At 34.3% G+C, this 25,741-nt stretch carries 32 protein-coding genes; 10 read left to right on the forward strand and 22 right to left on the reverse strand.

Features of this window, described 5'->3' with window-relative positions:
- Window positions 1-13: 13 nt before the first annotated feature.
- The 11 genes from rplN to rplC form a co-directional block, all read right to left on the reverse strand.
- Window positions 14-382, reverse strand: coding sequence for a 50S ribosomal protein L14 (rplN, locus tag FNE73_RS12540; protein WP_007839504.1), 369 nt, complete (start codon window positions 380-382; stop codon window positions 14-16).
- A 2-nt stretch (window positions 383-384) separates the two neighbouring features.
- Window positions 385-639, reverse strand: coding sequence for a 30S ribosomal protein S17 (gene rpsQ, locus FNE73_RS12545; protein WP_029297775.1), 255 nt, complete (start codon window positions 637-639; stop codon window positions 385-387).
- A gap of 12 nt (window positions 640-651) precedes the next feature.
- Entirely contained in the window at window positions 652-837 is a 186-nt protein-coding gene (gene rpmC, locus FNE73_RS12550; protein ID WP_089745117.1) for a 50S ribosomal protein L29, read from the reverse strand.
- A gap of 12 nt (window positions 838-849) precedes the next feature.
- Window positions 850-1,275 (reverse strand): 50S ribosomal protein L16, encoded by a 426-nt coding sequence (rplP, locus tag FNE73_RS12555; RefSeq protein ID WP_143884926.1) that lies wholly within the window; start codon window positions 1,273-1,275, stop codon window positions 850-852.
- 104 nt (window positions 1,276-1,379) lie between these two features.
- On the reverse strand, window positions 1,380-2,114 hold the full coding sequence (rpsC, locus tag FNE73_RS12560) for a 30S ribosomal protein S3 (protein WP_089745119.1): 735 nt from the start codon (window positions 2,112-2,114) through the stop codon (window positions 1,380-1,382).
- An 8-nt stretch (window positions 2,115-2,122) separates the two neighbouring features.
- On the reverse strand, window positions 2,123-2,521 hold the full coding sequence (gene rplV / locus FNE73_RS12565) for a 50S ribosomal protein L22 (protein ID WP_089745120.1): 399 nt from the start codon (window positions 2,519-2,521) through the stop codon (window positions 2,123-2,125).
- Window positions 2,522-2,523: 2 nt separating this feature from the next.
- On the reverse strand, window positions 2,524-2,802 hold the full coding sequence (gene rpsS, locus FNE73_RS12570; RefSeq protein WP_002983209.1) for a 30S ribosomal protein S19: 279 nt from the start codon (window positions 2,800-2,802) through the stop codon (window positions 2,524-2,526).
- A 2-nt stretch (window positions 2,803-2,804) separates the two neighbouring features.
- The gene (gene rplB, locus FNE73_RS12575) at window positions 2,805-3,626 is read right to left on the reverse strand and encodes a 50S ribosomal protein L2 (protein ID WP_072953574.1); all 822 of its coding nucleotides are present in this window, start codon (window positions 3,624-3,626) and stop codon (window positions 2,805-2,807) included.
- 22 nt (window positions 3,627-3,648) lie between these two features.
- Window positions 3,649-3,939 carry a 50S ribosomal protein L23 gene (gene rplW / locus FNE73_RS12580; RefSeq protein WP_089754637.1) on the reverse strand — a complete coding sequence of 97 codons (291 nt, stop codon included), beginning with the start codon at window positions 3,937-3,939 and terminating at the stop codon, window positions 3,649-3,651.
- Between the two features lie 3 nt (window positions 3,940-3,942).
- Window positions 3,943-4,572 carry a 50S ribosomal protein L4 gene (rplD, locus tag FNE73_RS12585; protein WP_143884927.1) on the reverse strand — a complete coding sequence of 210 codons (630 nt, stop codon included), beginning with the start codon at window positions 4,570-4,572 and terminating at the stop codon, window positions 3,943-3,945.
- Entirely contained in the window at window positions 4,563-5,189 is a 627-nt protein-coding gene (gene rplC / locus FNE73_RS12590) for a 50S ribosomal protein L3 (protein WP_042720943.1), read from the reverse strand. The genes rplD and rplC overlap by 10 nt, the downstream gene beginning before the upstream one ends.
- A gap of 247 nt (window positions 5,190-5,436) precedes the next feature.
- Here rplC and FNE73_RS12595 point away from each other — a divergent pair, with 247 nt between their 5' ends.
- Together FNE73_RS12595 and FNE73_RS12600 are read left to right on the forward strand one after the other, a co-directional pair.
- The gene (locus tag FNE73_RS12595; RefSeq protein ID WP_143884928.1) at window positions 5,437-6,408 is read left to right on the forward strand and encodes a hypothetical protein; all 972 of its coding nucleotides are present in this window, start codon (window positions 5,437-5,439) and stop codon (window positions 6,406-6,408) included.
- 131 nt (window positions 6,409-6,539) lie between these two features.
- Complete coding sequence (locus FNE73_RS12600) at window positions 6,540-9,245, forward strand: hypothetical protein (protein WP_143884929.1); 2,706 nt, start codon at window positions 6,540-6,542, stop codon at window positions 9,243-9,245.
- Between the two features lie 27 nt (window positions 9,246-9,272).
- On the opposite strand, the gene FNE73_RS12605 is transcribed toward FNE73_RS12600, so the two are convergent.
- From FNE73_RS12605 to FNE73_RS12640, 8 genes are all read right to left on the reverse strand, one after another.
- Window positions 9,273-9,773, reverse strand: coding sequence for a low affinity iron permease family protein (locus tag FNE73_RS12605; protein WP_143884930.1), 501 nt, complete (start codon window positions 9,771-9,773; stop codon window positions 9,273-9,275).
- Window positions 9,774-9,828: 55 nt separating this feature from the next.
- Window positions 9,829-10,662 (reverse strand): GLPGLI family protein, encoded by an 834-nt coding sequence (locus tag FNE73_RS12610; RefSeq protein ID WP_143884931.1) that lies wholly within the window; start codon window positions 10,660-10,662, stop codon window positions 9,829-9,831.
- A gap of 101 nt (window positions 10,663-10,763) precedes the next feature.
- Window positions 10,764-11,585, reverse strand: a complete 822-nt coding sequence (locus tag FNE73_RS12615; protein ID WP_143884932.1) for a GLPGLI family protein — start codon at window positions 11,583-11,585, stop codon at window positions 10,764-10,766.
- A 110-nt stretch (window positions 11,586-11,695) separates the two neighbouring features.
- Window positions 11,696-12,001 (reverse strand): 30S ribosomal protein S10, encoded by a 306-nt coding sequence (gene rpsJ, locus FNE73_RS12620; RefSeq protein ID WP_002661363.1) that lies wholly within the window; start codon window positions 11,999-12,001, stop codon window positions 11,696-11,698.
- Between the two features lie 18 nt (window positions 12,002-12,019).
- A complete protein-coding gene (gene fusA, locus FNE73_RS12625; protein WP_143884933.1) occupies window positions 12,020-14,137 on the reverse strand; it encodes an elongation factor G in 2,118 nt (705 codons plus the stop codon).
- 6 nt (window positions 14,138-14,143) lie between these two features.
- A complete protein-coding gene (rpsG, locus tag FNE73_RS12630) occupies window positions 14,144-14,620 on the reverse strand; it encodes a 30S ribosomal protein S7 (protein WP_042722989.1) in 477 nt (158 codons plus the stop codon).
- 23 nt (window positions 14,621-14,643) lie between these two features.
- A complete protein-coding gene (rpsL, locus tag FNE73_RS12635) occupies window positions 14,644-15,057 on the reverse strand; it encodes a 30S ribosomal protein S12 (protein ID WP_002983146.1) in 414 nt (137 codons plus the stop codon).
- 109 nt (window positions 15,058-15,166) lie between these two features.
- Window positions 15,167-16,744: a hypothetical protein gene (locus FNE73_RS12640; RefSeq protein WP_143884934.1), complete on the reverse strand. Its 1,578-nt coding sequence runs from the start codon at window positions 16,742-16,744 to the stop codon at window positions 15,167-15,169.
- A gap of 182 nt (window positions 16,745-16,926) precedes the next feature.
- Between FNE73_RS12640 and FNE73_RS12645 the strand changes: the two genes are divergently transcribed.
- From FNE73_RS12645 to FNE73_RS12660, 4 genes are all read left to right on the forward strand, one after another.
- A complete protein-coding gene (locus tag FNE73_RS12645) occupies window positions 16,927-17,403 on the forward strand; it encodes a Dps family protein (protein WP_143884935.1) in 477 nt (158 codons plus the stop codon).
- A gap of 87 nt (window positions 17,404-17,490) precedes the next feature.
- Window positions 17,491-18,669 carry a nicotinate phosphoribosyltransferase gene (gene pncB / locus FNE73_RS12650; RefSeq protein ID WP_143884936.1) on the forward strand — a complete coding sequence of 393 codons (1,179 nt, stop codon included), beginning with the start codon at window positions 17,491-17,493 and terminating at the stop codon, window positions 18,667-18,669.
- Between the two features lie 14 nt (window positions 18,670-18,683).
- Window positions 18,684-19,208, forward strand: a complete 525-nt coding sequence (locus FNE73_RS12655; protein ID WP_143884977.1) for a YciI family protein — start codon at window positions 18,684-18,686, stop codon at window positions 19,206-19,208.
- A 71-nt stretch (window positions 19,209-19,279) separates the two neighbouring features.
- A complete protein-coding gene (locus tag FNE73_RS12660) occupies window positions 19,280-20,035 on the forward strand; it encodes a DUF5995 family protein (RefSeq protein ID WP_143884937.1) in 756 nt (251 codons plus the stop codon).
- 1 nt (window position 20,036) lies between these two features.
- Here the strand turns inward: FNE73_RS12660 and FNE73_RS12665 are convergent, their stop codons facing one another.
- Complete coding sequence (locus FNE73_RS12665; protein WP_143884938.1) at window positions 20,037-20,696, reverse strand: GDSL-type esterase/lipase family protein; 660 nt, start codon at window positions 20,694-20,696, stop codon at window positions 20,037-20,039.
- 162 nt (window positions 20,697-20,858) lie between these two features.
- Here FNE73_RS12665 and FNE73_RS12670 point away from each other — a divergent pair, with 162 nt between their 5' ends.
- Both FNE73_RS12670 and FNE73_RS12675 read left to right on the forward strand, forming a co-directional pair.
- Window positions 20,859-22,205 (forward strand): DNA recombination protein RmuC, encoded by a 1,347-nt coding sequence (locus FNE73_RS12670; protein ID WP_143884939.1) that lies wholly within the window; start codon window positions 20,859-20,861, stop codon window positions 22,203-22,205.
- A gap of 33 nt (window positions 22,206-22,238) precedes the next feature.
- Window positions 22,239-23,012, forward strand: a complete 774-nt coding sequence (locus tag FNE73_RS12675) for a TrmH family RNA methyltransferase (protein WP_143884940.1) — start codon at window positions 22,239-22,241, stop codon at window positions 23,010-23,012.
- Between the two features lie 57 nt (window positions 23,013-23,069).
- On the opposite strand, the gene FNE73_RS12680 is transcribed toward FNE73_RS12675, so the two are convergent.
- The gene (locus FNE73_RS12680) at window positions 23,070-23,300 is read right to left on the reverse strand and encodes a hypothetical protein (protein ID WP_143884941.1); all 231 of its coding nucleotides are present in this window, start codon (window positions 23,298-23,300) and stop codon (window positions 23,070-23,072) included.
- A 185-nt stretch (window positions 23,301-23,485) separates the two neighbouring features.
- On the opposite strand from FNE73_RS12680, the gene FNE73_RS12685 reads away from it, so the two are divergent.
- Window positions 23,486-24,652 carry a hypothetical protein gene (locus FNE73_RS12685; RefSeq protein WP_143884942.1) on the forward strand — a complete coding sequence of 389 codons (1,167 nt, stop codon included), beginning with the start codon at window positions 23,486-23,488 and terminating at the stop codon, window positions 24,650-24,652.
- Window positions 24,636-25,211 carry a hypothetical protein gene (locus FNE73_RS12690; RefSeq protein WP_143884943.1) on the forward strand — a complete coding sequence of 192 codons (576 nt, stop codon included), beginning with the start codon at window positions 24,636-24,638 and terminating at the stop codon, window positions 25,209-25,211. Before FNE73_RS12685 ends, FNE73_RS12690 begins: the two co-directional genes overlap by 17 nt.
- On the opposite strand, the gene FNE73_RS12695 is transcribed toward FNE73_RS12690, so the two are convergent.
- The gene (locus FNE73_RS12695; protein ID WP_143884944.1) at window positions 25,163-25,735 is read right to left on the reverse strand and encodes a 5-formyltetrahydrofolate cyclo-ligase; all 573 of its coding nucleotides are present in this window, start codon (window positions 25,733-25,735) and stop codon (window positions 25,163-25,165) included. The two genes, FNE73_RS12690 and FNE73_RS12695, sit on opposite strands and share 49 nt — an antisense overlap.
- Window positions 25,736-25,741: the final 6 nt, after the last annotated feature.

The raw sequence follows: 25,741 nt of genomic DNA on the forward strand, positions 1-25,741 counted from the left end.
AAAATTTTAAATATTAAAGTACTTCAGGAGCTAATGAAATGATTTTCATATATTCTTTGTCTCTCAACTCACGGGCAACCGGTCCGAAAACACGAGTTCCTCTCATTTCTCCCGCTGCGTTTAGCAATACACAAGCATTGTCTTCGAATTTGATGTACGAACCATCTTTTCTTCTTACAGCTTTTTTAGTTCTTACTACTACAGCTTTAGATACCTGACCTTTTTTAGCGTTTCCTGATGGTGTAGAATCTTTGATAGTAACAACGATTTTATCACCAACTGAAGCATATCTTCTTCTGGTTCCTCCCAGAACTCTGATAACCAATACTTCTTTAGCACCTGTGTTATCAGCAACTTTTAATCTTGATTCTGTTTGTAACATTATTACTTAGCTTTTTCAATGATTCTTACTAATCTCCATCTCTTGTTCTTGCTCAAAGGTCTAGTTTCCTGGATCAAAACTGTATCTCCTTCTGCGCATTCGTTGTTTTCGTCGTGTGCAGTATATTTTTTCGTTTTCAAAACGAATTTACCGTACATCGGGTGTTTTACTCTCGTAGTTTCGCTAACAACAATAGTTTTTTCCATTTTATTGCTGGAAACCACTCCGATTCTTTCTTTTCTTAAATTTCTATCCATTGTAAAATGAAATTATTGTTTGTTAGTTAACTCAGTGTTTAATCTTGCGATTGTTTTTCTCAAATCTCTGATTTGAATCGGGTTCTCAAGCGGGCTGATTTTGTGAGCCAATTTCATTTTTGTGAATTCAGCTTTAGCTTCAGCCAGTTTATTTTGAAGATCTCCCGCGCTTAGATTTTTAATTTCAGCTTTTTTCATTGTATTCAGAGATTAAATAGGTTTAACAAAATCGTTAGCAACTACAAATTTGGTCACTACAGGTAATTTTTGTGCAGCAAGTCTAAGAGCTTCTTTCGCTACTTCGTAAGGAACTCCGCCTACTTCAAACATAATTTTACCAGGTTTTACTACAGCTACCCAATATTCCACAGCACCTTTACCTTTACCCATACGTACTTCCGCAGGTTTTTTAGTAATTGGCTTATCCGGGAAGATTTTGATCCATAGCTGACCTTCTCTCTTCATATATCTTGTCGCAGCGATACGCGCAGCTTCAATTTGTCTTGCAGTGATCCAAGCACCTTCTGTTGCTTTGATTCCGAAAGTTCCATAAGCAAGTTGATTACCTCTTTGGGCATTCCCCTTCATTTTCATCTTATGAACTCTACGGAATTTGGTTCTTTTTGGTTGTAACATAATTTAATAAGATGTTAGATGTTAGATGTTAGATGTTAGATAAAATTTAAATCAGTTCTTGTAACGGAAGATCTAATTTCTAATTCCTATCTTCTAACTTCTAATTAATTATTTTTTTTATCTCTTGAAGGTCTTCTGTTTTCTCTATCTCCTCTGTTTCCACCTCCTGAAGGCCCTTTCTTTTGTTGTCCCACTAATGGAGAAAGTTCTCTTTTACCATAAACTTCTCCTTTCATGATCCAAACTTTAACTCCCAACTTACCGTACTGAGTCAATGCCTCACCGATATGGTAATCAATATCTGCTCTGAAAGTTGATAATGGAATTCTTCCGTCTTTGAAAGACTCAGATCTTGCCATTTCAGCTCCGTTTAATCTACCAGAGATCTGAACTTTAATACCTTCAGCACCCATTCTCATCGTAGAAGCGATTGCCATCTTCACAGCTCTTCTGTAAGAGATTCTGTTTTCGATTTGTTTAGCAATGCTGTCAGCAACTAATACTGCATCAAGCTCAGGTCTTTTGATTTCAAAGATGTTGATCTGAATATCCTTTTTAGTCAATTTTTTCAACTCTTCTTTCAATTTATCAACTTCCTGACCTCCTTTACCGATGATTAATCCCGGTCTTGCAGTAGTGATCGTTACGGTTACTAATTTTAATGTTCTTTCAATATAAATTCTTGAAATCCCACCTTTAGATAATCTTGCTTCAAGGTATCTTCTGATTTTGTAGTCTTCCGCGATTCTGTCTCCATAATCGTTTCCGCCAAACCAGTTAGAATCCCATCCTCTGATGATACCTAATCTGTTACCAATTGGATTTGTCTTCTGTCCCATACCTTGAATTAATTTTCTTTATTACCTAAGATTAATGTAACGTGGTTTGATCTTTTTCTGATTCTGTACCCTCTACCTTGTGGAGCTGGTCTCAGTCTCTTCAATTGTCTTGCACTGTCCACGAATATTTCTTTCACGATTAGGTTTGCTTCCTCAATGTCAGCTCCTTCGTTTTTCACCTGCCAGTTTGCCATAGCAGAAAGAAGTAATTTCTCCAATTTGTTAGAGGCTTCTTTTTTAGAATATTTTAGGATGTAAAGTGCTTTATCAACCTGCTCTCCTCTGATGATATCCGCTACTAATCTCATTTTTCTCGGAGAAGACGGGCAGTTGTTTAATGAAGCTTTAACAACGTCTTTGTTAGCTTCTTTTCTTGCGATTGCGCTATCTTGTTTTCTAGATCCCATGATTATCTACTTCCTTTGTTTTTGTTACCACCATGACCTCTGAAAGATCTTGTTGGAGAAAATTCGCCTAACTTGTGACCCACCATGTTTTCTGTAACATAAACAGGGATAAAAGATTTCCCGTTGTGTACAGCAATAGTTTGTCCTACAAAGTCCGGAGAGATCATAGACGCTCTAGACCAAGTTTTGATAACTGTCTTCTTACCAGACTCTATATTTGCCTGAACCTTCTTATCTAAAGTATGATGAATGAATGGTCCTTTTTTAAGTGATCTTGCCATAATTATTTTCTTTTAGATACGATGTAACGGTTAGACACTTTATTTTTCTTTCTAGTTTTGTAACCTTTAGATGGCTTACCGTTTCTAGATCTTGGGTGACCTCCGGAAGAACGTCCTTCACCACCACCCATCGGGTGATCTACAGGGTTCATTACTACCGCTCTTGTTCTTGGTCTTCTACCTAACCATCTGCTTCTACCAGCTTTACCTGATACCGTTAATTGGTGATCAGAGTTAGAAACCGAACCAATCATTGCCATACATTCAGTAAGGATCATTCTGGATTCTCCTGAAGGCAATTTGATGATTGCATATTTTCCGTCTCTTGAAGTCAATTGAGCTGAAGAACCAGCACTTCTTGCTAAAATAGCACCTTGTCCAGGCTTCATTTCAACACAAGAAATCACAGTACCCAATGGAATATTTTTCAATTTCATTGCGTTACCTACATTTGGTTCTACGCTTTCACCTGAAACTACTTTCTGATCTACTTTGATACCGTTCGGAGCGATGATATATCTCTTCTCTCCGTCTGCGTATTCTAATAAAGCGATAAATGCAGTTCTGTTTGGATCGTATTCTACAGATTTTACAGTTGCTTCAACGTTTGCTTTGTTTCTTTTGAAGTCAATAATTCTGTATTTCTTTTTGTGTCCACCTCCGGTGTAACGCATGGTCATTTTACCTGTTTGGTTACGTCCACCTGACTTTTTAATACCAACTGTAAGAGATTTCTCTGGTTTGTTGGTAGTAATTTCCTCAAAATTGTTTACAATTCTGAATCTCTGTCCCGGGGTGATAGGTTTTAATTTTCTAACAGACATTACTATTATTTATAATTAATAATTAATTTACAGCAAAAATATCGATAACCTCACCTTCAGCAAGTTTGATTACCGCTTTTTTCAATTTGTTTGTCTTTCCTACTTGAAGACCTTTTTTAGTGTATTTTGAAGAAACCTTCGGAGCATAAATCATTGTATTAACGTCTGCTACTTTTACACCGTAAGCCGCTTCTACAGCCTTTTTGATCTGGATTTTATTCGCCTTAGTATCTACCAAGAAAGAATAAGAACCTCTTAAATCTGTAAGGTAATTAGCCTTTTCTGAAATAACTGGTTTAATAATAACTGACATGATTTATTTCTTTAAATTTTCCTGGAATTTTTCAACTGCACCTTCAAAGAATACAATCTCACCTGCATTGATCAAATCGTAAGAACTAACTTCATTGAAGTTCATTACTTTAGTTTTAGGTAAGTTTCTTGAAGATAAATATACATTCTTGTTAGCTTCAGGAAGAATGAATAAAGATTTTTTACCGTTTAGTGTCAATGCATCTAATAAAGTAATGAAATCTTTAGTCTTAGGAGCATTTAAGCTCATATCTTCTAAAACTTTAATGCTGTTATCTCTCATTTTCTGAGATAAAACAGATTTTTTAGCCAATCTCTTAAGAGCTTTGTTCAATTTGAATCTGTAATCTCTTGGTTTTGGCCCAAATACTCTACCCCCACCTCTGAAAGTTGGAGATTTAATATCACCATATCTAGCAGAACCAGATCCTTTTTGCTTCTTAAGTTTTTTGGTAGAAGCAGTAATTTCGCTTCTTTCTTTTGCTTTATGAGTCCCTTGTCTTTGTGCAGCAAGGTACTGTTTAACCTCTAAGTAAACCGCGTGCTGATTTGGCTCAATTCCGAATACTGATTCGTCAAGAGTTACTTTTCTTCCGGTCTCTTTTCCTGATGTATTTAATACTACTAGTTCCATTTTCTGATAATTACATAAGAATTTTTAGCTCCCGGAACAGCACCTTTTACTACTAAAAGATTTTGTTCTTGATCCACTTTTAACACCTGAAGGTTTTGTACAGTTACCTGCTTACCTCCCATTCTTCCAGCCATTCTCATCCCTTTGAATACTCTTGAAGGGTCTGAACCAGCACCGATAGAACCTGGAGCTCTAAGTCTGTTGTGCTGACCATGAGTTGCCTGCATTACACCTCCAAATCCGTGTCTTTTAACAACACCCTGGAAGCCTTTACCTTTTGAAGTACCTGTTACGTCTACGAATTCTCCTTCGTTGAACAAGTCTACCTTTACTTCTTCTCCTACTTTTACTTCGTCTACGAACTCTCTGTAGAATTCTACCAACTTAGCCTTAGGAGCTGAACCAGCCTTTTTGAAATGACCAGCTAACGCTTTACCAACGTTCTTCTCACTCTTGTCATCGAAACCTAACTGAACTGACTTATAACCGTCTTTTTCAATGGTTCTGACCTGTAAAACCGAGCACGGACCAGCCTGAATAACTGTACAAGGAATGTTTTTCCCTTCTTCGTTAAACAAAGATGTCATACCGATTTTTTTACCAATAATACCTGACATTATTTATATAATATGTTATAAAATTTTCTTGTATCTGTTCTCATTTTTCGAGTTCTCAAGTAATTACTAAGTCTGAATTAGGCATACTCCTCCCCTAAAATGAGTGTGCAAATTTATGAATAATTTTTAATCTGACAAATATTTGAGCTAAAATATTTTGATTTATAGAAAGTTAAACGATTTTAGATCTTAATTTGAAAAAAAATGATGACAGTATTTTGTAAATTTAAAACCTGAAAGTAAACTCATGAAAAAATACATCATCTTTCTTTTGCTGTTTCTATTTATCTCCTGCTCAAAAAAACCAAACCATCCCTATACTTTTTATTACTGGAAAACAAATCTCAGTCTGAATACTACCGAAAGAGAAAGCTTAGGTAAAGCAGATATACCGCTTTTGTACACAAGGTTTTTTGATGTTGATAAGATTAATAATAAATTTGAGCCTGTAGCTGTCATTACTAAAAACAAAAGCTTTAAAGAACAAAAAAAAATTGTTCCGACGGTTTTTATTACGAATCGAAGTTTTATCAACATTGAAAAAAGTGAAATTACCTTTCTTGCAGAAAAAGTAGATGATTTAATAAAAAAGAAAATCGCTGATTACAATCTCAAAGTCAATGATGAAATACAAATTGACTGCGACTGGACTTCCGGGACCAAAGACGATTATTTTGAATTCTTACAACAATTAAAAAAGATTTCGAAAAAACAAATTACCTGTACCCTACGCCTCCATCAGGTAAAAGATAAAGATCTCACAGGAATTCCACCGGTTGAAAAAGTATACTTAATGTGCTACTCTACTTCTTCACCTTTAGAACATTCAGATAAAAATTCTATTCTTGATTTGAATATTATGAAAAGCTATCTGGCTCAGCTTGAAAATTATCCGATAGAAAAAATTGATGTCGCGCTTCCCATTTATTCATGGGGAATTGTTACCAATCATTTGGGAAAACACAAACTCATTAATGCGCTTTCTACAAAGGATCTTGATCATGCAGGTTTCAAAAAAATCTCTGAAAATAAAATTGAAGTGATAAAAGACGGTTTTTATTTTAGACATTTTCTCAGCAAAGGTTTTACCGTAAAAGTGGAAGAAATTTCTGAAAAACACTTGGATGAAGCGATCCAGTTTTTAGATAAAAAAATCGGTGAATATAATATTATATATTATCAATTAGATGCTAAATTTGTGGAAGGACGAAATTTTTGAGCGAAACCGAATGATAGATTTAAAAGTTTAGTTTCACAAACAAAAAAATTGTAAATCCGGACATAATTTTTTCACACTTATCAATGCTTGAATGCAATAAAAAATAAGAACAATAAAAACACCTGAACAATATGAAAAAGTATATACTGAGCATTGCAGCTGCATCGCTATTCTATACAAATACCGAAGCCTGCGCATGGTCTGATCCTGATTATGATTACTTTAATCTTTTTACTCAAAGCATTATAAAAGACAAATCATATCTTCCTTTTTTACATAATTATTCATCAAGATTTTATACTGATTTCAAAGCATCACAGATTCCCAATGAAAATATAGAATCGTGGCGGAAATTTTTTGGCAATCAGCTAAGCTACCCGGAAACCGATTATCTCGTGAATACTCTAAGCATGAATGATTTGAATGCCTTAAAAAAAGGAACACCAAACAATAAGCTTTTAAATAAACTGGGAACAGGTTTTTATGCTAAATACCGAGAAGCCATAGATTATTTAATTGAAGCAAAGTATCTGGAACCTTACATGAGAATCAATTATGTAGAAGGAGCAGACTCGTTTTACTACAGAGAAAATGAAAATGATAAAAATGCGACCCAGCTAGATTACAAAAAAACAATTTCTGCGCTTACTTCTTTATATAATGCTGCAAAAAATCCTGAAATCAAACAACGTTACGGCTATCAGCTGGTAAGATTGAATCATTATACAAGAAATTACGACGCTGCGGTTAAGGCATTCCAAACTTACGTCCAGCCGATTAAACTAAAAGGCGCACCTTATTATATGGCACTTGATCAGCTTGCCGGAGCACAAAGAGGACTACAGTTATGGAATGAAGCAAACTGGAATTTCTTTCAGGTATTTATGAATTCTAAAAGCCGTAAAGAATCTTCTTTTGTTTCGATGAAACTTTCGGATTCTGCCTCTTTTAACAACATATTAAAAAGAGCCGGAACCAATGAAGAAAAAAATATGGCGTACTTTCTTTTAGGATACGAAGATTTTACCAATCCGATTCCAATGATGGAAAAGATGTACGAAATAGATCCTGATTCTGAAATTCTGAAAGTAATGGCAGCCAGAAGCATTAATGAATTAGAAAGAAATTATCTTCCAACTTATTACTATGCTTCAAAAAATTCTGATAAAGCTTCAGATAAAAAAGATAATACTGAAACAACGCCGAAGACTGAGATAAAGAAAGAACTCAGTTTCTGGCAGAAAATTGTTCTTTTCTTTAAAAATCTCTTTGGTGGAAAAAAATCTGACAAAACAGAAGACAAATCAGCACAAAGTAATGATGAGCTGTTTGAGAATCCTGACAGAATTCCTACTTATATCAAAAATAACGCTTACTATTACGATCAGAATGAAAATCAAAAAGATTTTTTAGACGACCTGGAAAAATTTACCTCAAAAACTAAAGGAAAATCTAAAGATGAATATTGGCAGATTGCTGATGCTTATTTAAAATTTCTGAAAAAAGATTATCAGCAAAGCAGTGAAATTTTAGCAGAAATCAAAACCAATAACCCTGAATATCTTGAAGAAATCAAGCGAATGAAAGTCTTGAACGATATTGTTTCACAGCCTAAAATTGATGCGGAATATGAAGATCATTTAATGAAAAATTATGCGAAATATTTCATAGAAAAACCTATCTCAGAAAAAGACAGCACAGAGATTAACAGATATGAATATTACGGTAAAGTGCCCTCAACCGCTGAATTCCTGAAAGATGTTTTGGCAAACCGATATTTCCTTCAGGGTGAAGACGGCAAATCTTTCCTGATGAATAATACACTTTCCGACTTACAGTATAACCCAAATTCCAGTCTGGTGAAGAGCGTTGAGGAATTTTACAGAAAGCCTGATAAAACGGAATTTGAAAAGCAGATCATTGCTAAAAATCTTAATAATGTAGGAAATATTGAAGCCTTTTTTGTAAATATTTATGGCGACAGAGCAATGAAAATGGCAGATTTTGATAAGGCTAAAATGTATTATCAAAAAGCCCAAAAGTTTTCCGGAATCCCGAGAGACAGCTATCAACGATATAATCCAGAAACCGGAAACTATGAAAAGCTGATTTATAATGGTGAAATTTATGACGGCTTCAACAATATTCCGAATTTTGTTTTCGGACATAATGTTTGGGAAAGCTTTCAAAGTTCTGATGCAGAAAGCATGAAAGCAGAAGATTACTCGGCTTTTCCTTTCATCAAATCTAAAATGAACAAGCTTGAATTAGCAAATGCTCTGATTCAACTTAAAAAAATAGGGAACGGAAAAGATCTTAAAGCTTCCAAAGCAAATCAACTGATCGGAAATGTGTTGTACAATACGTCAATTCTTGGCTATTACCGACATCTTTTTGTAATGGATGTTGATAACAGCAATGGCGGCAAATACGATTTCTGGACAACAGAAAAAGAAACTCCATATCAGTATTATTACAAGAATTTTGCTTATACAACTTTTATTGAGCCTGATAATTTTGATCTAAGCCTGAATTATTATCAGAAAGCACTGAATCTCAGTAACGACAGAGAACAAAAAGCCAGAATTCTCTTTCAGATGGCAAGCGCAGAACAAGGCAAGTATTATCAGTACGAGACGAAACATCCTGGCAATATAGATTACGCTGATCCGAAATGGTCTGAAAAAAACGATGCCCATGAAAAGCAAATGGCTCAGCTTAAAAATCAAAAATACCGTAATTATTTTACCCAGTTGAAATCACAGTACTCAGATACTGAGACTGCGAAAGCACTGATGGGAAGCTGCAGCTACTTTGAGTATTTTATGAAAAGATAAGTTTATTGCCATAAGTAAAAAAAGGAATCAAATTGATTCCTTTTTGTTTTTCTGGGTTTGAAGCCATTGCTCGTGTTTTTCCCTGAAATATTCATGTTTTTTATCCTGATTTCTTTTTGCCTCATCAATAGAATGGGATGCGTGGATATCTGAATCTTCTTCAGCAAAATCTGCCAGTTTTTCGTAATAACAATGCAATTGATCCAACTCTTTTTCGGTAAGATCTTCAATATCTACAATTCTGTTACTGGCTTTTTCATTCGCAGCAATCAGCTCATTCAGTTTAATCTGAATTGCTTTTGAATCTTTATTTTGAGATTTCTGAATGAGGAAAACCATTAAAAAAGTAATGATTGTGGTTCCCGTGTTAATAACCAATTGCCAGGTTTCAGAATATTTAAAAAACGGACCTGAAACAGCCCAGATTATCACGATGGAAACTGCTGTAAGAAATGCAAAAGAACTCCCGGTAAACTTTGTAGCCCAGTTCGCAAATTTTTCGAAGATTGATTTATCCGATTTTTTCATTTCCTTAATTTTAGAAGCAATTTAAGGAAAAACTTTATCAGAGTGAATAATGAATTTATTTTTTAGGATACACTATAGCCTTATTAAGCTCTATCGGATTATTATGCTTTCTTAAATGATCCTGCAGTTTATCCGAAAGCTCTTTAATTTGTTCAGGACTTTTTACTTCAATTCCCATCACCATAAAATGCGCAGTTGGATCTGTATTGTTTTTGTAATGTTCTTTAAACTCACGCAGCGGATCATTAAAATTATCCATGATCATTTTGTTAAGTCGTGATTCCGGAATTTTAACCGGTTTTTGTCCTGCAAAATTTTCAATAATATTTCTGGTTTCATACGTTTTTGCTAATTGATAACTTTTAACTAAAGAGAATTTAAACTGGTCTTTATCATCATATAATTCGAAGATCATTCCGGGCAAGCCGCGAAACTTGTACGGTCCTTCACTTAAATTGATGTCTTTGTTAAACCATGCCGTCCAGTTTCTACCGCCAAAATCAGTTGTTGCTTTTTGCAATTGGTAGTTACCAGAAGCCTTGGTTTCATTAGTAAGTTTCCACTGTACCCGATCTTCAGTTTCAACAATAAACATATTCTGTAGATTAATGTAATTGTTGTTAATGTTCGTATTTCTTTTTCTTATCACAACAGGAGTATCATCCCAAATGATATGATTTCTGCCTTTGGTTATATTAGCAGAATCGGTTTTTACAAATTCGTAATTGTAAAATTTGACATCTGATGGATTAACATCCAAGACCATATTCGTCTTTCTGTGTTCTAAAGAAGTAGAATCAGTTTTATAATGGTACTCATAAATAAAACGGTGAGTTTGTGCAATAGAAGTCGCAGAGATAATTAAAAAGAGTAGAGCAAATATTCGCATAAGTTTTTATTTTTTTACAAATTTAAAAATAAAACAGAACCTTGCAATACATAATACTATTTTATATAAAAATTTTGTGACAATAATTTTATTTAGTTCTATTAAGGATATTGTACTGCTTTATCAAGTTCAATAGGATTATTGTATTTGCGGATCAACTTTTGTTGTTCTTGAATCACTTGTTTATGGTTGTCATGTGTAACTTTTGTACCATCTTTCAGGAAAACACCTTCATAATTCTTCATATCCATCATTCCGTTTTTCAAGAAACTCAGCGGATCCTGATAATGAGAAATTTTGATTTTATAATATTTTTGCAGAGAAACCGGTGCAGCATTTTTCAGAAATATACCGAACATATCCTTATTCTGAACAATATCTAATTTATACGACCTAATCACTTTAAAAGAATAGTTATTTTGATCGTCTTTCAGTTCCAGAATCATTCCCGGCAAACCGGAAAATTTGTACGGTCCTTCCTGAAAAGGGATTTCAGTGGTAAACCACGCAGTCCACTTTCTTCCGCCCCAAAACGTCTCTGCTTTTTGCACATTGTATTGGTCAATCTGCTTTTTATCATTGAGAAGCTTCCAGTTTTGCTTATTTTCCGATGTAAGTTTGATCATATCATATTCTAACAATTCATATTCATCATAATTGCTGCTTCCGTTTTTATGAATGGTAATATTTGTTAAGCTTGGCATCGTTTTAAATTCAATAGGCAGATTGTTTTTCCGCAGAGAATCCAGCACAAAATAATCTCTTCCATAATAGAAAATTTCTTCTGAACCAATATCTAAAAAATAAAATTCTTTTGCGTGCAGATTCTCTGTTGAGTCCTTTTTAAAATTTACCTCATAAATAAAACGGTGATTTTGGGCAGAAAAAAATATTGGCAACAAAAGTAAAAGAAATCTATACATGAAATTGGTTTCAGTAAATATATCAATAATTTTGGAATTAAAGCTTACGATAACATAAAAAATCCCTCTTCTTGCGAAAAGGGATTATATAATTATGACAATTTAAATTATCACACTTTAATTTCTACGTCAACTCCTGAAGGAAGTTCTAATTTCATTAGAGCATCTACAGTTTTAGAAGAAGAAGAGTAAATATCCATCAATCTCTTATGAGCTGATAATTGGAACTGCTCTCTTGCTTTCTTGTTTACGTGCGGAGATCTCAACACTGTGAAGATTCTCTTGTTTGTTGGCAATGGAATCGGTCCGTTTACAACAGCACCGGTAGCCTTTACCGTTTTTACGATTTTCTCTGCAGATTTATCTACTAAATTGTAATCGTAAGATTTAAGTTTTATTCTGATTCTTTGTGACATTTTAATCTAATTTAAATATTAACCTTTAGCCTTAGCGATTACGTCTTCAGCAACGTTAGAAGGAGCAGCTTCATATCTTTCAAATTCCATTGAAGATGTTGCTCTACCTGAAGATAAAGTTCTAAGAGAAGTTACATAACCAAACATTTCAGAAAGCGGAACGAAAGCTTTGATAACTTTAGCGTTATTTCTGTCATCCATACCGTTTACTGTACCTCTTCTTCTGTTAAGGTCACCTACGATATCACCCATATATTCTTCAGGAGTTACTACTTCCAGCTTCATGATCGGCTCCATGATTACTGCTTTAGCAGCTCTACCAGATTCTTTGAAACCTAATTTTGCAGCCAATTCGAAAGATAACTGATCTGAGTCAACCTGGTGGTAAGATCCGTCTTTTAAAACAATTTTCATTGCCTCAACTTCAAATCCAGCCAAAGGACCATTCTTCATAGCCTCTCTGAATCCTTTTTCAACAGAAGGAATAAATTCTTTTGGAATATTACCACCTTTGATTTCGTTGATGAACTCAAGACCTACTTTACCTTCGTCTGCAGGACCAATAGTAAATACGATATCAGCGAACTTACCTCTACCACCGGATTGCTTTTTGTAAACCTCTCTGTGGTTAGCAGTTTGCGTCAATGCTTCTTTGTATTCTACCTGTGGCTGACCTTGGTTAACCTCTACTTTAAACTCTCTTCTCATACGATCTACGATGATATCCAAGTGAAGCTCACCCATACCAGAGATAATAGTTTGTCCTGAAGCCTCGTCAGTCTTAACCTGGAACGTAGGATCTTCTTCAGCTAGTTTAGCCAAAGCGTTACCCATTTTATCCTGGTCAGCTTTCGTTTTAGGCTCAACAGCGATACCGATTACCGGATCCGGGAAGATCATTGATTCAAGAACGATCGGGTTCTTTTCATCAGATAACGTATCTCCTGTTTTAATATCTTTAAATCCTACAGCAGCACCAATATCACCAGCCTCAATAAACTCAACCGGATTTTGCTTGTTAGCGTGCATCTGATAGATTCTTGAGATTCTTTCTTTGTTACCAGATCTTGTGTTTAGAACATAAGAACCAGCATCCAATCTTCCTGAATAAGCTCTGAAGAATGCTAATCTACCTACGAAAGGGTCAGTAGCAATTTTGAAAGCTAATGCAGAGAAAGGCTCATCAACAGATGGTTTTCTTTCGATTTCAGCATCAGTTCTTGGGTCTGTTCCTGCGATATTATCCTTATCTAACGGAGAAGGAAGATATTTACAAACAGCATCCAACATAAACTGTACTCCTTTATTCTTGAAAGAAGAACCACAAGTCATTGGAATGATAGAAAGATCAATAGTAGCTTTTCTTAATGCTTCGTTGATTTCCTCTTCAGAAATTGAATCTGGATCTTCGAAGAATTTCTCCATCAAAGTCTCATCGTAATCAGCTACAGCTTCTACTAATTTTTCTCTATATTCAAGAACTTCATCCTTCATATCTTCAGGAATCGGAACTACTTCATAAGTAGCACCTTGTCCTGCTTCATCCCAGATGATCGCTCTGTTTTTAATTAAGTCTACAACTCCTTTAAAATCTTCTTCAGCACCGATTGGCAAAACGATTGGAACTGCATTAGACCCTAACATTTCTTTCACTTGTTTTACAACATTCAAGAAGTCAGCACCTTGACGGTCCATTTTGTTTACGAATCCCATTCTCGCAACTTTGTAGTTGTCAGCCAATCTCCAGTTGGTTTCAGACTGAGGCTCTACTCCGTCTACTGCAGAGAAAAGGAATACCAAACCATCCAATACTCTCAAAGATCTGTTTACTTCTACTGTGAAGTCAACGTGTCCCGGTGTATCGATAATGTTGAAGTGGTAAGGTTTTGTTTCAGGTAATTTCTTCCCTTGATCTGTTGGGAAATTCCAGTTACAAGTAGTTGCAGCAGAAGTAATTGTAATACCTCTTTCTGCTTCCTGTTCCATCCAGTCCATTGTAGAAGCACCATCGTGAACCTCTCCAATTTTGTGGTTTACACCTGTATAGAATAAAATCCTTTCTGTAGTGGTAGTCTTACCTGCATCAATGTGAGCAGCAATACCGATATTTCTTGTAAATTTAAGATCTCTTCCCATTTCAGATTAGAATTTGAAGTGTGAGAAAGCTTTGTTAGCTTCCGCCATTTTGTGAGTATCAGATTTCTTTTTGAAAGCAGCACCTTCTTCTCTTGAAGCAGCTACAACTTCATTAGCCAATTTTAAAGCCATAGACTTATCATTTCTGGCTTTAGAATACTTGATTAACCATTTCATTGCCATAGAAATCTTTCTATCTGCTCTGATTGGCATAGGAATCTGGAAGTTAGCACCACCTACTCTTCTGGAACGTACTTCTACGTGAGGCATAACGTTAGTTAATGCATCTTTCCAGATTTCAAGGGCTGTTTTCTCAGTATCTCCTTTTTTAGTTTCTACGATATCCAATGCATCATAGAAAATTTTGAATGCGATTGACTTCTTACCGTCAAGCATTAAGTTATTAACGAATCTCGTTACCAATTGATCATTAAATTTCGGATCTGGTAACAACGGTCTTTTTTTCGCTTTTGTCTTTCTCATTGTTTCTGTACCTTATTTAATGATTATTTTTTCTTTCCTTTTGCTGGTGCAGCTGCAGCTTGTCCTGGTTTAGGTCTCTTAGCTCCATACTTAGATCTTCTCTGCGTTCTTCCATTTACACCTGCTGTGTCTAATGCACCTCTTACGATGTGGTAACGTACTCCCGGTAGGTCTTTCACCCTTCCGCCTCTAACCAATACTATCGAGTGCTCTTGAAGATTATGTCCTTCGCCCGGGATGTAGGCGTTGACTTCTTTACCGTTAGAAAGTCTTACCCTTGCAACTTTTCTTAGTGCAGAGTTAGGTTTCTTAGGAGTGGTAGTATATACTCTCGTACATACACCTCGTCTTTGTGGACAAGAATCAAGGGCAGCCGATTTGCTCTTCTTGGCAAGTGTGGCTCTTCCTTTTCTTACTAATTGTTGAATAGTAGGCATTTAATTGCTTTTTATTTTAGGGTGCAAAAATATGAATAATTTTTTAATCTACAAGCAGTTATACTAAATATTCTTTTTTTGTTAAAAATTAATTTTCAGGAATTTAAGATTAGTCAATCACTACAACTTTTACATTACTGTTCCAACTGAAATTTTTAATATTCCGCCTAAGCTGATCCACATTATCATCTACAGCATAAACAGAAACTGAGCTTTTTGCTACCATCACTCCATCTTGTATAGTAAGCACAGCAACCTTTTTCCATGTTTCAGGAACAAAACCGTTGAGCCATTCATCATAAATAATAGCGATTTCGTATTGATGATCTGATGTGTATTGAGTAAGAAACTTTTCAAAGTTTTTGTCTGCTTTTTTCTTATTTTCATTAAAACGTATTGTCTCTTTTGAGCCTAATCCGGCAGTATCCAACAAATGAATGTCTGTGTAATAGCTGATTGCACCAATATCATTAGCCACAACTTTAGAGTTATTATAATAGGTATGCAGAAATTTTGCAGACTGCATCTGCTGTTCATAAATATTTTTACCGCCTTTATCAAGCATTCTGTGAGCGTATACAGTTTTATAGCATAAAAGCAAAACATTCATCAAAACTAATACAGACAAAATTTTTTCTCTTTTAATGTAAGCTTTGAAATCACAAAAAATACCACTTATCTTTGGAATTATAACCATTGAAAAACCGGTAAGAATATAAGCTTCATATCGGAAGCTGCCTTTAAGCTCTGCAAAAAGAGAATGACAGATCATTAACAGCGAGAAAACAATCAGCAGAAAATTAGTCTGAATTATATTATACATCTTCTTTTTGTAAATTTCTCTGCCAACAATGAAAATACTCATTAAAATGGGAAAGACACCAATTTTATAAAAACTGATATTCAACAGCAACTGATCCAGAAAAATAACTTTTAACTGATGGAGAAAGCCGTCTTCAAAATTGAATTTTGTGCCTTTTACAACAACAGAATTTGGAAAAAAATATCCATCCTGAAGATAATTAAAATAACAGAAAATAAGTATAGGAATAAAACCAGCCAATAACACAGCTAGTGATTCTTTCCATTTTTTTGCGAGAAGAAAGACAACCGAAAGAATAGCAAAATAAAACATACTCTCAAATCTTACCAATCCCATCAACATTAACGATAAATAGAAACCGGCAACAGCAGATTTTAAGCTGCTCATTCTGGAAAAACACCAGATATTTACAACAATCAGCAATACATGAAAGATATGCTCCATTCCGGATAGCAGCTGAACATGGAGAACAGAAAAAAAGAGTGTAAACAAAACAGACGACACAACAGGAATTACCGTATCAAAAACCGTCGAGAAATATTTAACTAAATAAAAAACAATCCCAAAGCCGCAAAACATGTTAAAATATAAAGGCAGCACGTCATTATCACCAAAAATCCTGATAAGAACACTTATGATAAAAGTAAACAATGGTGATGATGAAGTAGATGAAAACTGATATTGTGTAATCCCCCAAACTTTGTGAAGAGCAAAATTCTTGGCTATTGCCAAATGAATATAGGCATCATCAATAAGATAAGTAAAAGAGCCTTCTGTCTGCCTAACTGAATTGAAATAATATCCCAAACAAACCGCAGCAAAAAAAGAGATAACAAAAAATAAACTTTTATTCTTAAATACCATTATTTATATTCATTATAAAAATACCAAAGATAAGTATCATCAATCATGCAAACCTATTTTCGGCACAATATTTCCATGAATTTGATTACTGTAAAATATATTCAATTATAAAAGAGCGCAACCCTTAAAAAATACCACTTTTACAGAAAATTTAAATTTAAACCAATATAATATAAAGAAGTATGAAAAACGCATCATTTATCGGACTCAAAGAAGACGACTGCCAAAAAATTTCAGAGAAATTAAATATTTTATTAGCCAATTACTCCGTATTCTATCAAAATACAAGAGGCTCGCACTGGAACATCAAAGGTGAACAGTTTTTTACGCTTCACCCGAAATTTGAAGAACTGTACAATAATCTTGTCCTTAAAATTGATGAAATTGCTGAAAGAATATTAACATTAGGAGCTACTCCTGCACACAATTATTCTGATTATCTAAATGTTTCCACAATTAAAGAGAGCAAAGAAGTTACGGATGGAAATAAAAGCGTTGAAATCATTCTTAATTCATTTAAAGTAGTAATTGAACTTCAAAGAGAATTATTAGACATGAGCGAGAAAGCCGGAGATGAAGGAACCAATTCCCAAATGAGCGATTATATTACCGAACAGGAAAAAGAAGTTTGGATGTACAGTTCATTCTTAGGTAAATAATCATTAGACTTAAATATTTCAAAAATCGTCTTACATTTAGACGATTTTTATTTTTAAATAATTAAATTTGCGTTAAAATTACACAATATGCAAAACATTCATCTAAATTCGATTCTTGATAACGATTTCTATAAAATAACCATGCAGAATGCCGTGGTAAAACTTTTTCCAAGCCAGATTGTAAAATATGAATTTATCAATCGCGGAAAACATCATTTTCCTAAAGGTTTTGATGAAGCTTTACGGGAAATCATCAATCAGATGGCGGAATTAAAACTAACCAGAGACGAAAAGAAATTTCTGGCAAAAACCTGCCCTTATCTTGACCTTCCTTATCTTGATTTCTTGGAAGGATACCAATATGATCCTTCAGAAGTAAAAATAACCCAAACCGGAAATGACTTATCCGTAACCGTTGAAGGACTTTGGTACAGAACGATTTTGTGGGAAGTTCCGCTTTTGGCTATTATCAGCGAGCTGCACTATGAGATGAATCATCTGGAAAGAGATTCCAACGAAATCGTCATGAACAAAACGCTTGAAAAAGCAGAATCATTAAACAGATTAGGAGTTACATTTGCCGAATTCGGAACCCGGCGAAGACATTCTTATAAAGTTCAGAATCTCGTCATGGAAGCATTGACCCAAAAAAGAGAGTCAACTTTTATCGGAAGCTCTAACGTTCATTTTGCAATGAAGTATGGTGTAAAGCCAATCGGAACTCATGCACACGAATGGTTTATGTTTCACGGAGCCGAATTTGGCTTTAAAATGGCAAACCAAATGGCTTTAGAACACTGGGTAGACGTTTACAGAGGCGATTTGGGTGTTGCTCTTTCAGACACCTATACCACAGAGGTTTTCTTTCAGCAGTTTGATAAAAAATTTGCCAAGCTTTTTGACGGAGTCAGACACGACAGCGGCGATCCACTTGAATTTGCAGATAAAACCATTGCACATTATCAAAACAACGGAATCAATCCTTTATTCAAATACATTATTTTTTCAGATAATCTCAATCTGGAGAAAGTAGAAGAAATCACCAATTACTGCAAAGGAAAAATCGGGGTTTCTTTCGGAATCGGAACCAATCTCACCAACGATGTTGGTTTAAAACCAATGAATATCGTCATGAAACTAATCGGCGTACAATCTTTAAATAAAGAATGGATCCCAACAGTAAAGCTTTCTGACGAAAAAGGAAAATACACCGGTGATCCGAAAATGATTGAGCTGGCTAAAGAATTTTTAAGAATTAAAGATTAATAAAATATAAAATGATGAAAAAACTAATTACCTTAATTTTAATTTCATCTACCTTAGCGTCTTGCGTTATTTATACGAGAGGTGAAGACGGAAAACTGGGGGAAGACGGTAAGCCGGGACAAAACAGCTCAGTTACAGAAGAAACTTCAGGTTTTAATCAAAAATTGGCAGATTCATTAGGAGCAGACAATTACGGAATGAAAGCTTACTCAATTGTCATGCTCACAACAGGCTCAACGAAAATTGAAGACAAGGCTAAAATGGATGAACTCATGAAAGGACACATGAGCAATATCGGAAGATTAGCCAAAGAAGGAAAAATAGTAGTTGCAGGACCTTTTTCCGAAAAAAACAATCGAGATTATCGTGGAATGTTTATTTTCAACACAAAATCTAAAGAAGAAGCCGAATCTTGGGTGAAAACCGATCCCGCTGTTGCCGCAGGAGTTTTCAGTTATGAAATTTTCCCTTGGTACGGTTCTGCTGCTCTGCCATTGTATTTGAAGCATCATAAGGAGATTGCAAAGGAAAATCCTTAAGCTTCTAGTCAACGAAAATTGATTTCGTAAAATTGTGATCTTTTCTTATCTTTAATGAAAACTAAACAGCCATGAAAACCATTGAAGACGTTCTGAGAAAATTAGATGAAATAATTATCTGGGCAAAACAAAATCAAAGTCCGGCGGGATATTTTGCCTGCACTTACCGAATAATGACCGCTCAGGTTTTAAAAGGAATTCAACAGAATAAATTTGAAGATAATCCGAGAATGATTCTCCTTGACATTGCATTTGCCAAAAGATATATTACCGCATGGGAAGCGTATCAGAAAAACCAAAAATGTACAAAATCCTGGCAAATGGCTTTTGATGCAGCAAAAAATAAAGATTTACTGATTCTTCAGCATATTTTTCTGGGAATGAATGCGCACATCAATCTTGATCTGGGAATTTCCGCAGCATCTGTTATGCCTTACCAAAAGATAAATCCTTTGAAAAAAGATTTTGAAAACATCAACAATGTGATCGCTTCTATCAACCAAAAGGTTCAGGATTCATTAAACAAAATCTGTTATCCTGTCGATCTCATTGACAAACTGTCCAACGGAAAAGACAACGCTGTTTTAGATTTTGCCATTTCAAAAGCCAGGGAAACTTCCTGGGCTACGGCAGTTATTGTTTCTAATACACCCCAAATTTTAAAAGAAAATGTTATAGGAATTGTAGATTACGCCGCTGCTAAAGTAGCTTCGCAGATTCTTCATCCAAAATTACTTTCGTCAAAGCTGGCAAAAGAATTGAAAAAGTGTGAAAGCAATGATGTGGTGAGAAATATTGAAATTCTTTCCTCAACAAAAAATATATAAATCAGTTCTTATTCAGTTTTTTCATAAGAATGGTTTCCATTTTTTCGTACCCTTTTGCTGTTGGGTGGATTTCATCTTCGGTGTACATTTCATCAAGACCGTTACGGGAATCTTTCATCTCAGAATGATAATCAACGTAAGGAATATTATGTTTTTTTGCATAACCTTCAATCATTTTGTTGAGTGCGATCACTTTTTCCGCCGGATGCATTTCTTTTTTCCAACCAAAATCATAAGCAGGAAGAACGGAACACAAAACAACTTTGATGTTATTTGCTTTAGCAAGTTCCACCATAGAAACAATATTTCCGAAAACTTTATCTAAATAAATCGGACCTTGATTTTCCGCAATATCATTCGTTCCTGCAAGAATTATGACATTTTTCGGTTTTAAATTGATTACATCTTCTCGGAATCTTAAAAGCATCTGCGATGTTACCTGTCCACCGATTCCTCTTCCGACAAAATTATTTTTTTTGAAAAATGAAGGATCGGTCGAAAACCAGCCTTCCGTAATAGAATCTCCCATCAAAACCGAATTCGGAGCTATTTTTTGGGCTAAAATTTCCTTATTTTGTTTTTCATATTTTGCATAATTGGCAAAATCCTGTCCTGAAAGTATCGCTGAAAAAATCATGGCTGCAATGCTTAAAAATTTCATTTGAGATCTATTTTAATTTGGAATGATGAAATAACGTAAAACAAATTGATTCTGCAAATTTACATTTGGGAAAATTCTGAAATTTACTTGAAAATTATTTCCATAACAAAACTTACGGTTTCCCATAAAACAAATCAGCATGCCTTTTTGTAATTTTGAAAAATGGAGACTACTTATTTAATCATCGGATTTATTTCCGGAGGAATTCTTGGCGCTGTAATTTTATATTATATCTTAAAATCTTCTTCTGTTTCGAGAAGTTCTTATGATGAACTCAATAACTTATATATTAAAAACAGTTCCGATTTAGAAAATTCAAATCTGAAAATTCAGGAACTGTATCAAAATATCAATAAAGAAAAAGAGATCAATCTCAATCAATCTGATTTAATGAATGATTTAAAAGCAGAATTTGCAAAAGTTTCTGCCGAAAATACTTTTTTGAAAGCCCAAAAAGAAGAAACAAAAAGAATTCAGGAAGAATCTAAATTGCAATTTGAAAATTTAGCCAATAAAATACTGGAAGAAAAAAGTGAGAAATTCACGCTCACCAATAAGCAAAACTTAGATACGCTTTTAAAACCTTTAGGCGAAAATCTGGAAAGCTTCAAGAAAAGAGTGAATGAAGTCTACGAAAATGAAGCCCGTGAAAGACATTCATTAAATAGTACAATCAAATTAATGCTTGAGCAGACTACAAAAGTGAGTCAAGAAGCCAATAATTTGGCAAATGCTTTAAAAGGACAAACCAAAACTCAGGGTGATTGGGGTGAAATGATTTTAGAGAGAATTCTTGAAGATTCTGGATTGACAAAAAACCGAGAATATTTTAAACAACAAACCATTAAAAATGAAGACGGAGATAATTTACGTCCTGATTTTACTTTAAAATTACCCGGAAACCAATTGGTAATCATTGATTCAAAAGTTTCTTTAAATGCTTACGAAAAAATGAATTCATCTGAATTTGAAGAAGAAAAAGCTCAACTGAAAACACTTCATATTGCTTCTATGAAAAGACATATTGATGATTTAAGCAGAAAAAGATACGACCACATCAGTGAATCTCTGGATTTTACGATTATGTTTATTCCTATTGAACCAGCTTTTTTAGTTGCTGTACAACACGATGAAAATTTATGGAATTACGCTTATTCAAAGCATGTGATTTTGGTAAGCCCAACCAACTTAATTGCATTTTTAAAACTGATTTCAGATTTATGGAAGCGAGATAATCTTAGTCAAAATGCCTTAAAAATATCAGAAGCCGGAGCAAAATTGTATGATAAACTGGTTGGTTTTGTAGATAATCTAGAAAAAGTAGGCAAAAATATTGATCTTGCTCAAAAAACTTACAACGATGCATTTGCACAATTGTACACAGGGCGAGGAAATCTTATCAAGCGTGCCGAAGATCTTAAAAACATGGGACTGCAGAACAAAATCAACAAATCTCTTCCACAAAGCCTTATCGAAACTTCTGAAAACCAAATTGATCTTTCTGAATAAAGCATTATGCGAAATTTTGCATAATTTTGCGCAATGCAAATAGAAAGTTTCCAAAACGAAAAAATAAAGAATATTACCAAGCTTTTAACGGACAACCGATTTAGAAAAAAATCGGGTATTTTCGTAGTTGAAGGGCAACAGGAAAACGAAAGAGCTCAAAAATATAATTTTGAACCGGTAGAATTTTTTATTTGTGAAAACATTTTCCGGAAAGAACTTCCGAAAGGGAAAGTTCATCTGGTAAGCGATAAAGTGTATGAAAAAATTGCCTATCGCGGAACTTCCGAAGGAATTATTGGCATTTACAAAACAAAAGAAGCAGATTTATATTCATTTAAGCCTAAAGATGATTCTACAATCATCGTTGTAGAAGGAGTGGAAAAGCCTGGAAATTTAGGAGCCATTTTACGCAGCTGTGAAGCTTTTGGTATTGATGCTTTGATTGTTGCAGACGGGAAAACCGATTTTTACAATCCAAATGTAATCCGTTCCAGCGTAGGCTGTCTTTTTGGAATGGAAATCTTTCAGGCAGAAAATACCGCAGTATTTGAATTCTTACAAGAAAACAGATTCAACATTTACACCACCATTATGGATGAGTCTGCAGAAGATATTTATAAAAGAGATTTCAGGCAGAAATCTGCAGTTTTATTCGGAACAGAACATTCAGGATTAAGCAATTTCTGGATCGGAAAAGGAAAAAATAGCTTGATTCCAATGACGGGAAGTATAGATTCTTTAAACCTGAGCAATGCCGTTGCAATTACCTGTTATGAAAGTTTAAAACAGAAAAAATCTCAGTTATGATAAAGAAAAAACCGTCTCGCTGAGCGAAACGGTTCTTTTATTGTAAGTCGTAGTTAATTACTTTACTGCAGCTTTAGCAGAATCAGTTTTAACCTCAACGCTGTCTTTCTTCATGTTAGTTGCAGCATCGATAGAATCTTTCTGAGCGTTAGCAGCTGAATCCATATTGTTTTGGATTGAATCAGCACCAGCTTCGATAGAATCTTTGTTAGTTTCAGTAGATTCACCTTTTTTACAAGCAACTAAAGAGATTGCAGCGATAGCAGCTACGAATAATGACTTTTTCATAATCAATTAAATTTAATTTTGTTAATATTGTTTTTTAAAATCTTTCTTTCTGTTCTGTTATTTGAACATGACAAAGGTATAGCAGATAGAAAGTTTGTGTATGAAAATTAATTGTAATACCTTTGTAAAACAGTTTTACAATTTATTATTACTGAAAATCAATATTTTAACTACTTTTGAATAAAGTGACTGATTTAGAACTTTTACATTTTGAACAGCTTAAAAAAGATGTTCAGGCTCAATATTTAAAAGATCACTCTCCATCTTATGATGAAATTTCTAAGTGGAAAGGGATTGATATCATTTATTTTCAGGAAGACCTTAGAAAAAAGGCGAAAGGAAACATCAGTGAGAAATCTTTTTACACCTATTTTAAATCTTCTCCCGTTACAAAGTTACCACGTATTGATATGCTTAATTTATTGAGTATTTATGCGGGTTACAGCTCTTGGTATGAATTTAAAAAGAAGCATCTCTTTGCCAACGAAGTGCTTACTGAAGACAGCGATTTGAGTGAAGAAGAATTGAATGATCTTGAAAAAACGATTTCTGCTCTTACAGAATTACCTAAAAGTGAAAATCTACCTCAAACGACTCCAATCATAATACCTGAAAATACTGTTTTACAAAAAAACAATACTGAAAATGAATTAATTGAAGAAATTTCAAATAAAAAAACTACACTATCAGAAACAGATATAAAGCCACAGAAAAAATCATATCAAAAAGCAGTTTGGATAGCAGTAAGTTCTGTATTTGTTATATTATTGGGACTTTTAGGTTTCAAAGATGAATTGTTTCAAAAAACGTACACCTATTGCTTTACTGATGCGGACAGAAACCTAAGCGTGCAACGCGATATTGAAATTAAAGTAATTAAAGAAAATGAATCTCCTATTTTCTACCGTATTAAGCCGGGAGAATGTTTTGTATATCCTTCCAAAGACAAAACGCTGAAAATGCAGATCAGCTCTACGGTTTATGAGAATTTGGAAATTAACAGAAATCTGGAAAACGCACCTGAAAATGAAACCATTGCTCTGAAACCTGATGATTATAAAATGGCAGTGTATTATTTTTCCATAAAAGATATTCAGGGAGCCAACACAGAAGAGCTGATTAAGCAAAAACGAAAACAGCTCGAAAGCCGTATAAGCAATGATGCGATAATTACTCAGATCTACGATAGTGACATCTATGGAATTGAAACTTTGGATAAACAAAAGTACATCACTCTGGTAACCACTCCTACAACTTCACTGAAGAATCTGAAGTTGATTGAAATGAAAAAAGATAAAGGAAAAATTGTTTCGATAAAATTTAAAATTTCTGCCAATGAAAACAATCAGTAAAATTTTGTTTCTCAGTATAATCATTAGCTTAGCTGTAATCTCTTGTGTAAAAAAGGAAACAGAACCGGTAAGCGATCTTCAAAAACTGAGAAATACCAACAATAAAACCGTACAAATGGACAGCGCACAGGCTATCAATACCATTACACAGCAAAAAATTCAGGAAGTGCTTGATCTTTCGACTTTATATTTGTCCGGAAACAGAAATACGGAAATAGATACTGCTATCTATTCTCAGATAGAAAAATATTTTCAAAAACCGGATTCTCTCACTTTCAAAAACCTCTTCAAGGAACTGGAGAGCCTTAAAGTGAAGAAAGCAATGGTTAACAATATTAATGTATATAAGGAAATCAACAATAACGACACCCTGAATCTTGCAAAATTCAATGTAGAATATTTTGACAGTAAAAATCAATCTATTGGAGTCTTTGAAAAAAATGCACAGTACACTTTAGTTTCAAAAGAAATCCAGTTTAAAAAAGAATTCAAGTTTTATTTTACCAACTTTTATTTTTCGCCAAAAAAAGACAGTACAGCAGTAGGGGTAACCAAATAATCTAACGGAATATCATTATTGCGAACATCATCAATATTTTCATCGGGGTTAAAATAATTAACTCCGATTTTTTTGGTTTTGGCGAGAATATTTTCAAAAAATTGATCGTAGAAACCTTTTCCATACCCCACTCTATTTCCTTCAGAGTCGCAGTACAGTAAAGGCGTAACGATAAAATCAAAATCAAGAACACCGGAATCAAGATCAGAAACTGGTTCAGATATTCCCCAATCATTCGTGCTGAAAACAGTATTTTCAAATATTTCAACAGAAATCAGGTTTTTTCCTATTACTTTCGGAACAAAAACCCGAATGTTATTTCTAAAGCAATACTGAATAAAAATTTCGGTTCTTATTTCTCTAAATTTATCAATAGGAATAAACAAGTGTATTTTATTTCCGCTTACGGGTTGAAAATATTCGGTAAAATGGCTGAAAATTTTCTCGGATAACAAGAAAACCTCATCATCTGACAAGGTTTCTCTTTTTACTAAATATTTTTTTCTGAGATCAGCTTTAAGCATTGCCTC

This window comes from Chryseobacterium binzhouense, from assembly GCF_007474545.1.
Classification (GTDB): domain Bacteria; phylum Bacteroidota; class Bacteroidia; order Flavobacteriales; family Weeksellaceae; genus Chryseobacterium; species Chryseobacterium binzhouense.

Bases quoted from the DNA above. Each gene is read 5' to 3' on its own strand.
- FNE73_RS12605 (WP_143884930.1), bottom strand. From the start codon at position 9,773: ATGAAAAAATCGGATAAATCAATCTTCGAAAAATTTGCGAACTGGGCT.
- rpsS (WP_002983209.1), bottom strand. From the start codon at position 2,802: ATGGCAAGATCACTTAAAAAAGGACCATTCATTCATCATACTTTAGAT.
- FNE73_RS12695 (WP_143884944.1), bottom strand. From the start codon at position 25,735: ATGCTTAAAGCTGATCTCAGAAAAAAATATTTAGTAAAAAGAGAAACC.
- FNE73_RS12645 (WP_143884935.1), top strand. From the start codon at position 16,927: ATGAAAAACGCATCATTTATCGGACTCAAAGAAGACGACTGCCAAAAA.
- rpsJ (WP_002661363.1), bottom strand. From the start codon at position 12,001: ATGTCACAAAGAATCAGAATAAAACTTAAATCTTACGATTACAATTTA.
- FNE73_RS12675 (WP_143884940.1), top strand. From the start codon at position 22,239: ATGCAAATAGAAAGTTTCCAAAACGAAAAAATAAAGAATATTACCAAG.
- rplC (WP_042720943.1), bottom strand. From the start codon at position 5,189: ATGTCAGGTATTATTGGTAAAAAAATCGGTATGACATCTTTGTTTAAC.
- FNE73_RS12610 (WP_143884931.1), bottom strand. From the start codon at position 10,662: ATGCGAATATTTGCTCTACTCTTTTTAATTATCTCTGCGACTTCTATT.
- rpsC (WP_089745119.1), bottom strand. From the start codon at position 2,114: ATGGGACAGAAGACAAATCCAATTGGTAACAGATTAGGTATCATCAGA.
- FNE73_RS12660 (WP_143884937.1), top strand. From the start codon at position 19,280: ATGAAAACCATTGAAGACGTTCTGAGAAAATTAGATGAAATAATTATC.
- rplD (WP_143884927.1), bottom strand. From the start codon at position 4,572: ATGGAACTAGTAGTATTAAATACATCAGGAAAAGAGACCGGAAGAAAA.
- fusA (WP_143884933.1), bottom strand. From the start codon at position 14,137: ATGGGAAGAGATCTTAAATTTACAAGAAATATCGGTATTGCTGCTCAC.
- FNE73_RS12655 (WP_143884977.1), top strand. From the start codon at position 18,684: ATGAAAAAACTAATTACCTTAATTTTAATTTCATCTACCTTAGCGTCT.
- rpsQ (WP_029297775.1), bottom strand. From the start codon at position 639: ATGGATAGAAATTTAAGAAAAGAAAGAATCGGAGTGGTTTCCAGCAAT.
- rpsG (WP_042722989.1), bottom strand. From the start codon at position 14,620: ATGAGAAAGACAAAAGCGAAAAAAAGACCGTTGTTACCAGATCCGAAA.
- rplV (WP_089745120.1), bottom strand. From the start codon at position 2,521: ATGGGATCTAGAAAACAAGATAGCGCAATCGCAAGAAAAGAAGCTAAC.
- rpsL (WP_002983146.1), bottom strand. From the start codon at position 15,057: ATGCCTACTATTCAACAATTAGTAAGAAAAGGAAGAGCCACACTTGCC.
- FNE73_RS12615 (WP_143884932.1), bottom strand. From the start codon at position 11,585: ATGTATAGATTTCTTTTACTTTTGTTGCCAATATTTTTTTCTGCCCAA.
- pncB (WP_143884936.1), top strand. From the start codon at position 17,491: ATGCAAAACATTCATCTAAATTCGATTCTTGATAACGATTTCTATAAA.
- FNE73_RS12670 (WP_143884939.1), top strand. From the start codon at position 20,859: ATGGAGACTACTTATTTAATCATCGGATTTATTTCCGGAGGAATTCTT.
- FNE73_RS12690 (WP_143884943.1), top strand. From the start codon at position 24,636: ATGAAAACAATCAGTAAAATTTTGTTTCTCAGTATAATCATTAGCTTA.
- rpmC (WP_089745117.1), bottom strand. From the start codon at position 837: ATGAAAAAAGCTGAAATTAAAAATCTAAGCGCGGGAGATCTTCAAAAT.
- FNE73_RS12600 (WP_143884929.1), top strand. From the start codon at position 6,540: ATGAAAAAGTATATACTGAGCATTGCAGCTGCATCGCTATTCTATACA.
- rplP (WP_143884926.1), bottom strand. From the start codon at position 1,275: ATGTTACAACCAAAAAGAACCAAATTCCGTAGAGTTCATAAGATGAAA.
- rplN (WP_007839504.1), bottom strand. From the start codon at position 382: ATGTTACAAACAGAATCAAGATTAAAAGTTGCTGATAACACAGGTGCT.
- FNE73_RS12680 (WP_143884941.1), bottom strand. From the start codon at position 23,300: ATGAAAAAGTCATTATTCGTAGCTGCTATCGCTGCAATCTCTTTAGTT.
- rplW (WP_089754637.1), bottom strand. From the start codon at position 3,939: ATGTCAGTTATTATTAAACCAGTTATTTCAGAAAAGGCTAATTACCTT.
- rplB (WP_072953574.1), bottom strand. From the start codon at position 3,626: ATGTCTGTTAGAAAATTAAAACCTATCACCCCGGGACAGAGATTCAGA.
- FNE73_RS12665 (WP_143884938.1), bottom strand. From the start codon at position 20,696: ATGAAATTTTTAAGCATTGCAGCCATGATTTTTTCAGCGATACTTTCA.
- FNE73_RS12640 (WP_143884934.1), bottom strand. From the start codon at position 16,744: ATGGTATTTAAGAATAAAAGTTTATTTTTTGTTATCTCTTTTTTTGCT.
- FNE73_RS12595 (WP_143884928.1), top strand. From the start codon at position 5,437: ATGAAAAAATACATCATCTTTCTTTTGCTGTTTCTATTTATCTCCTGC.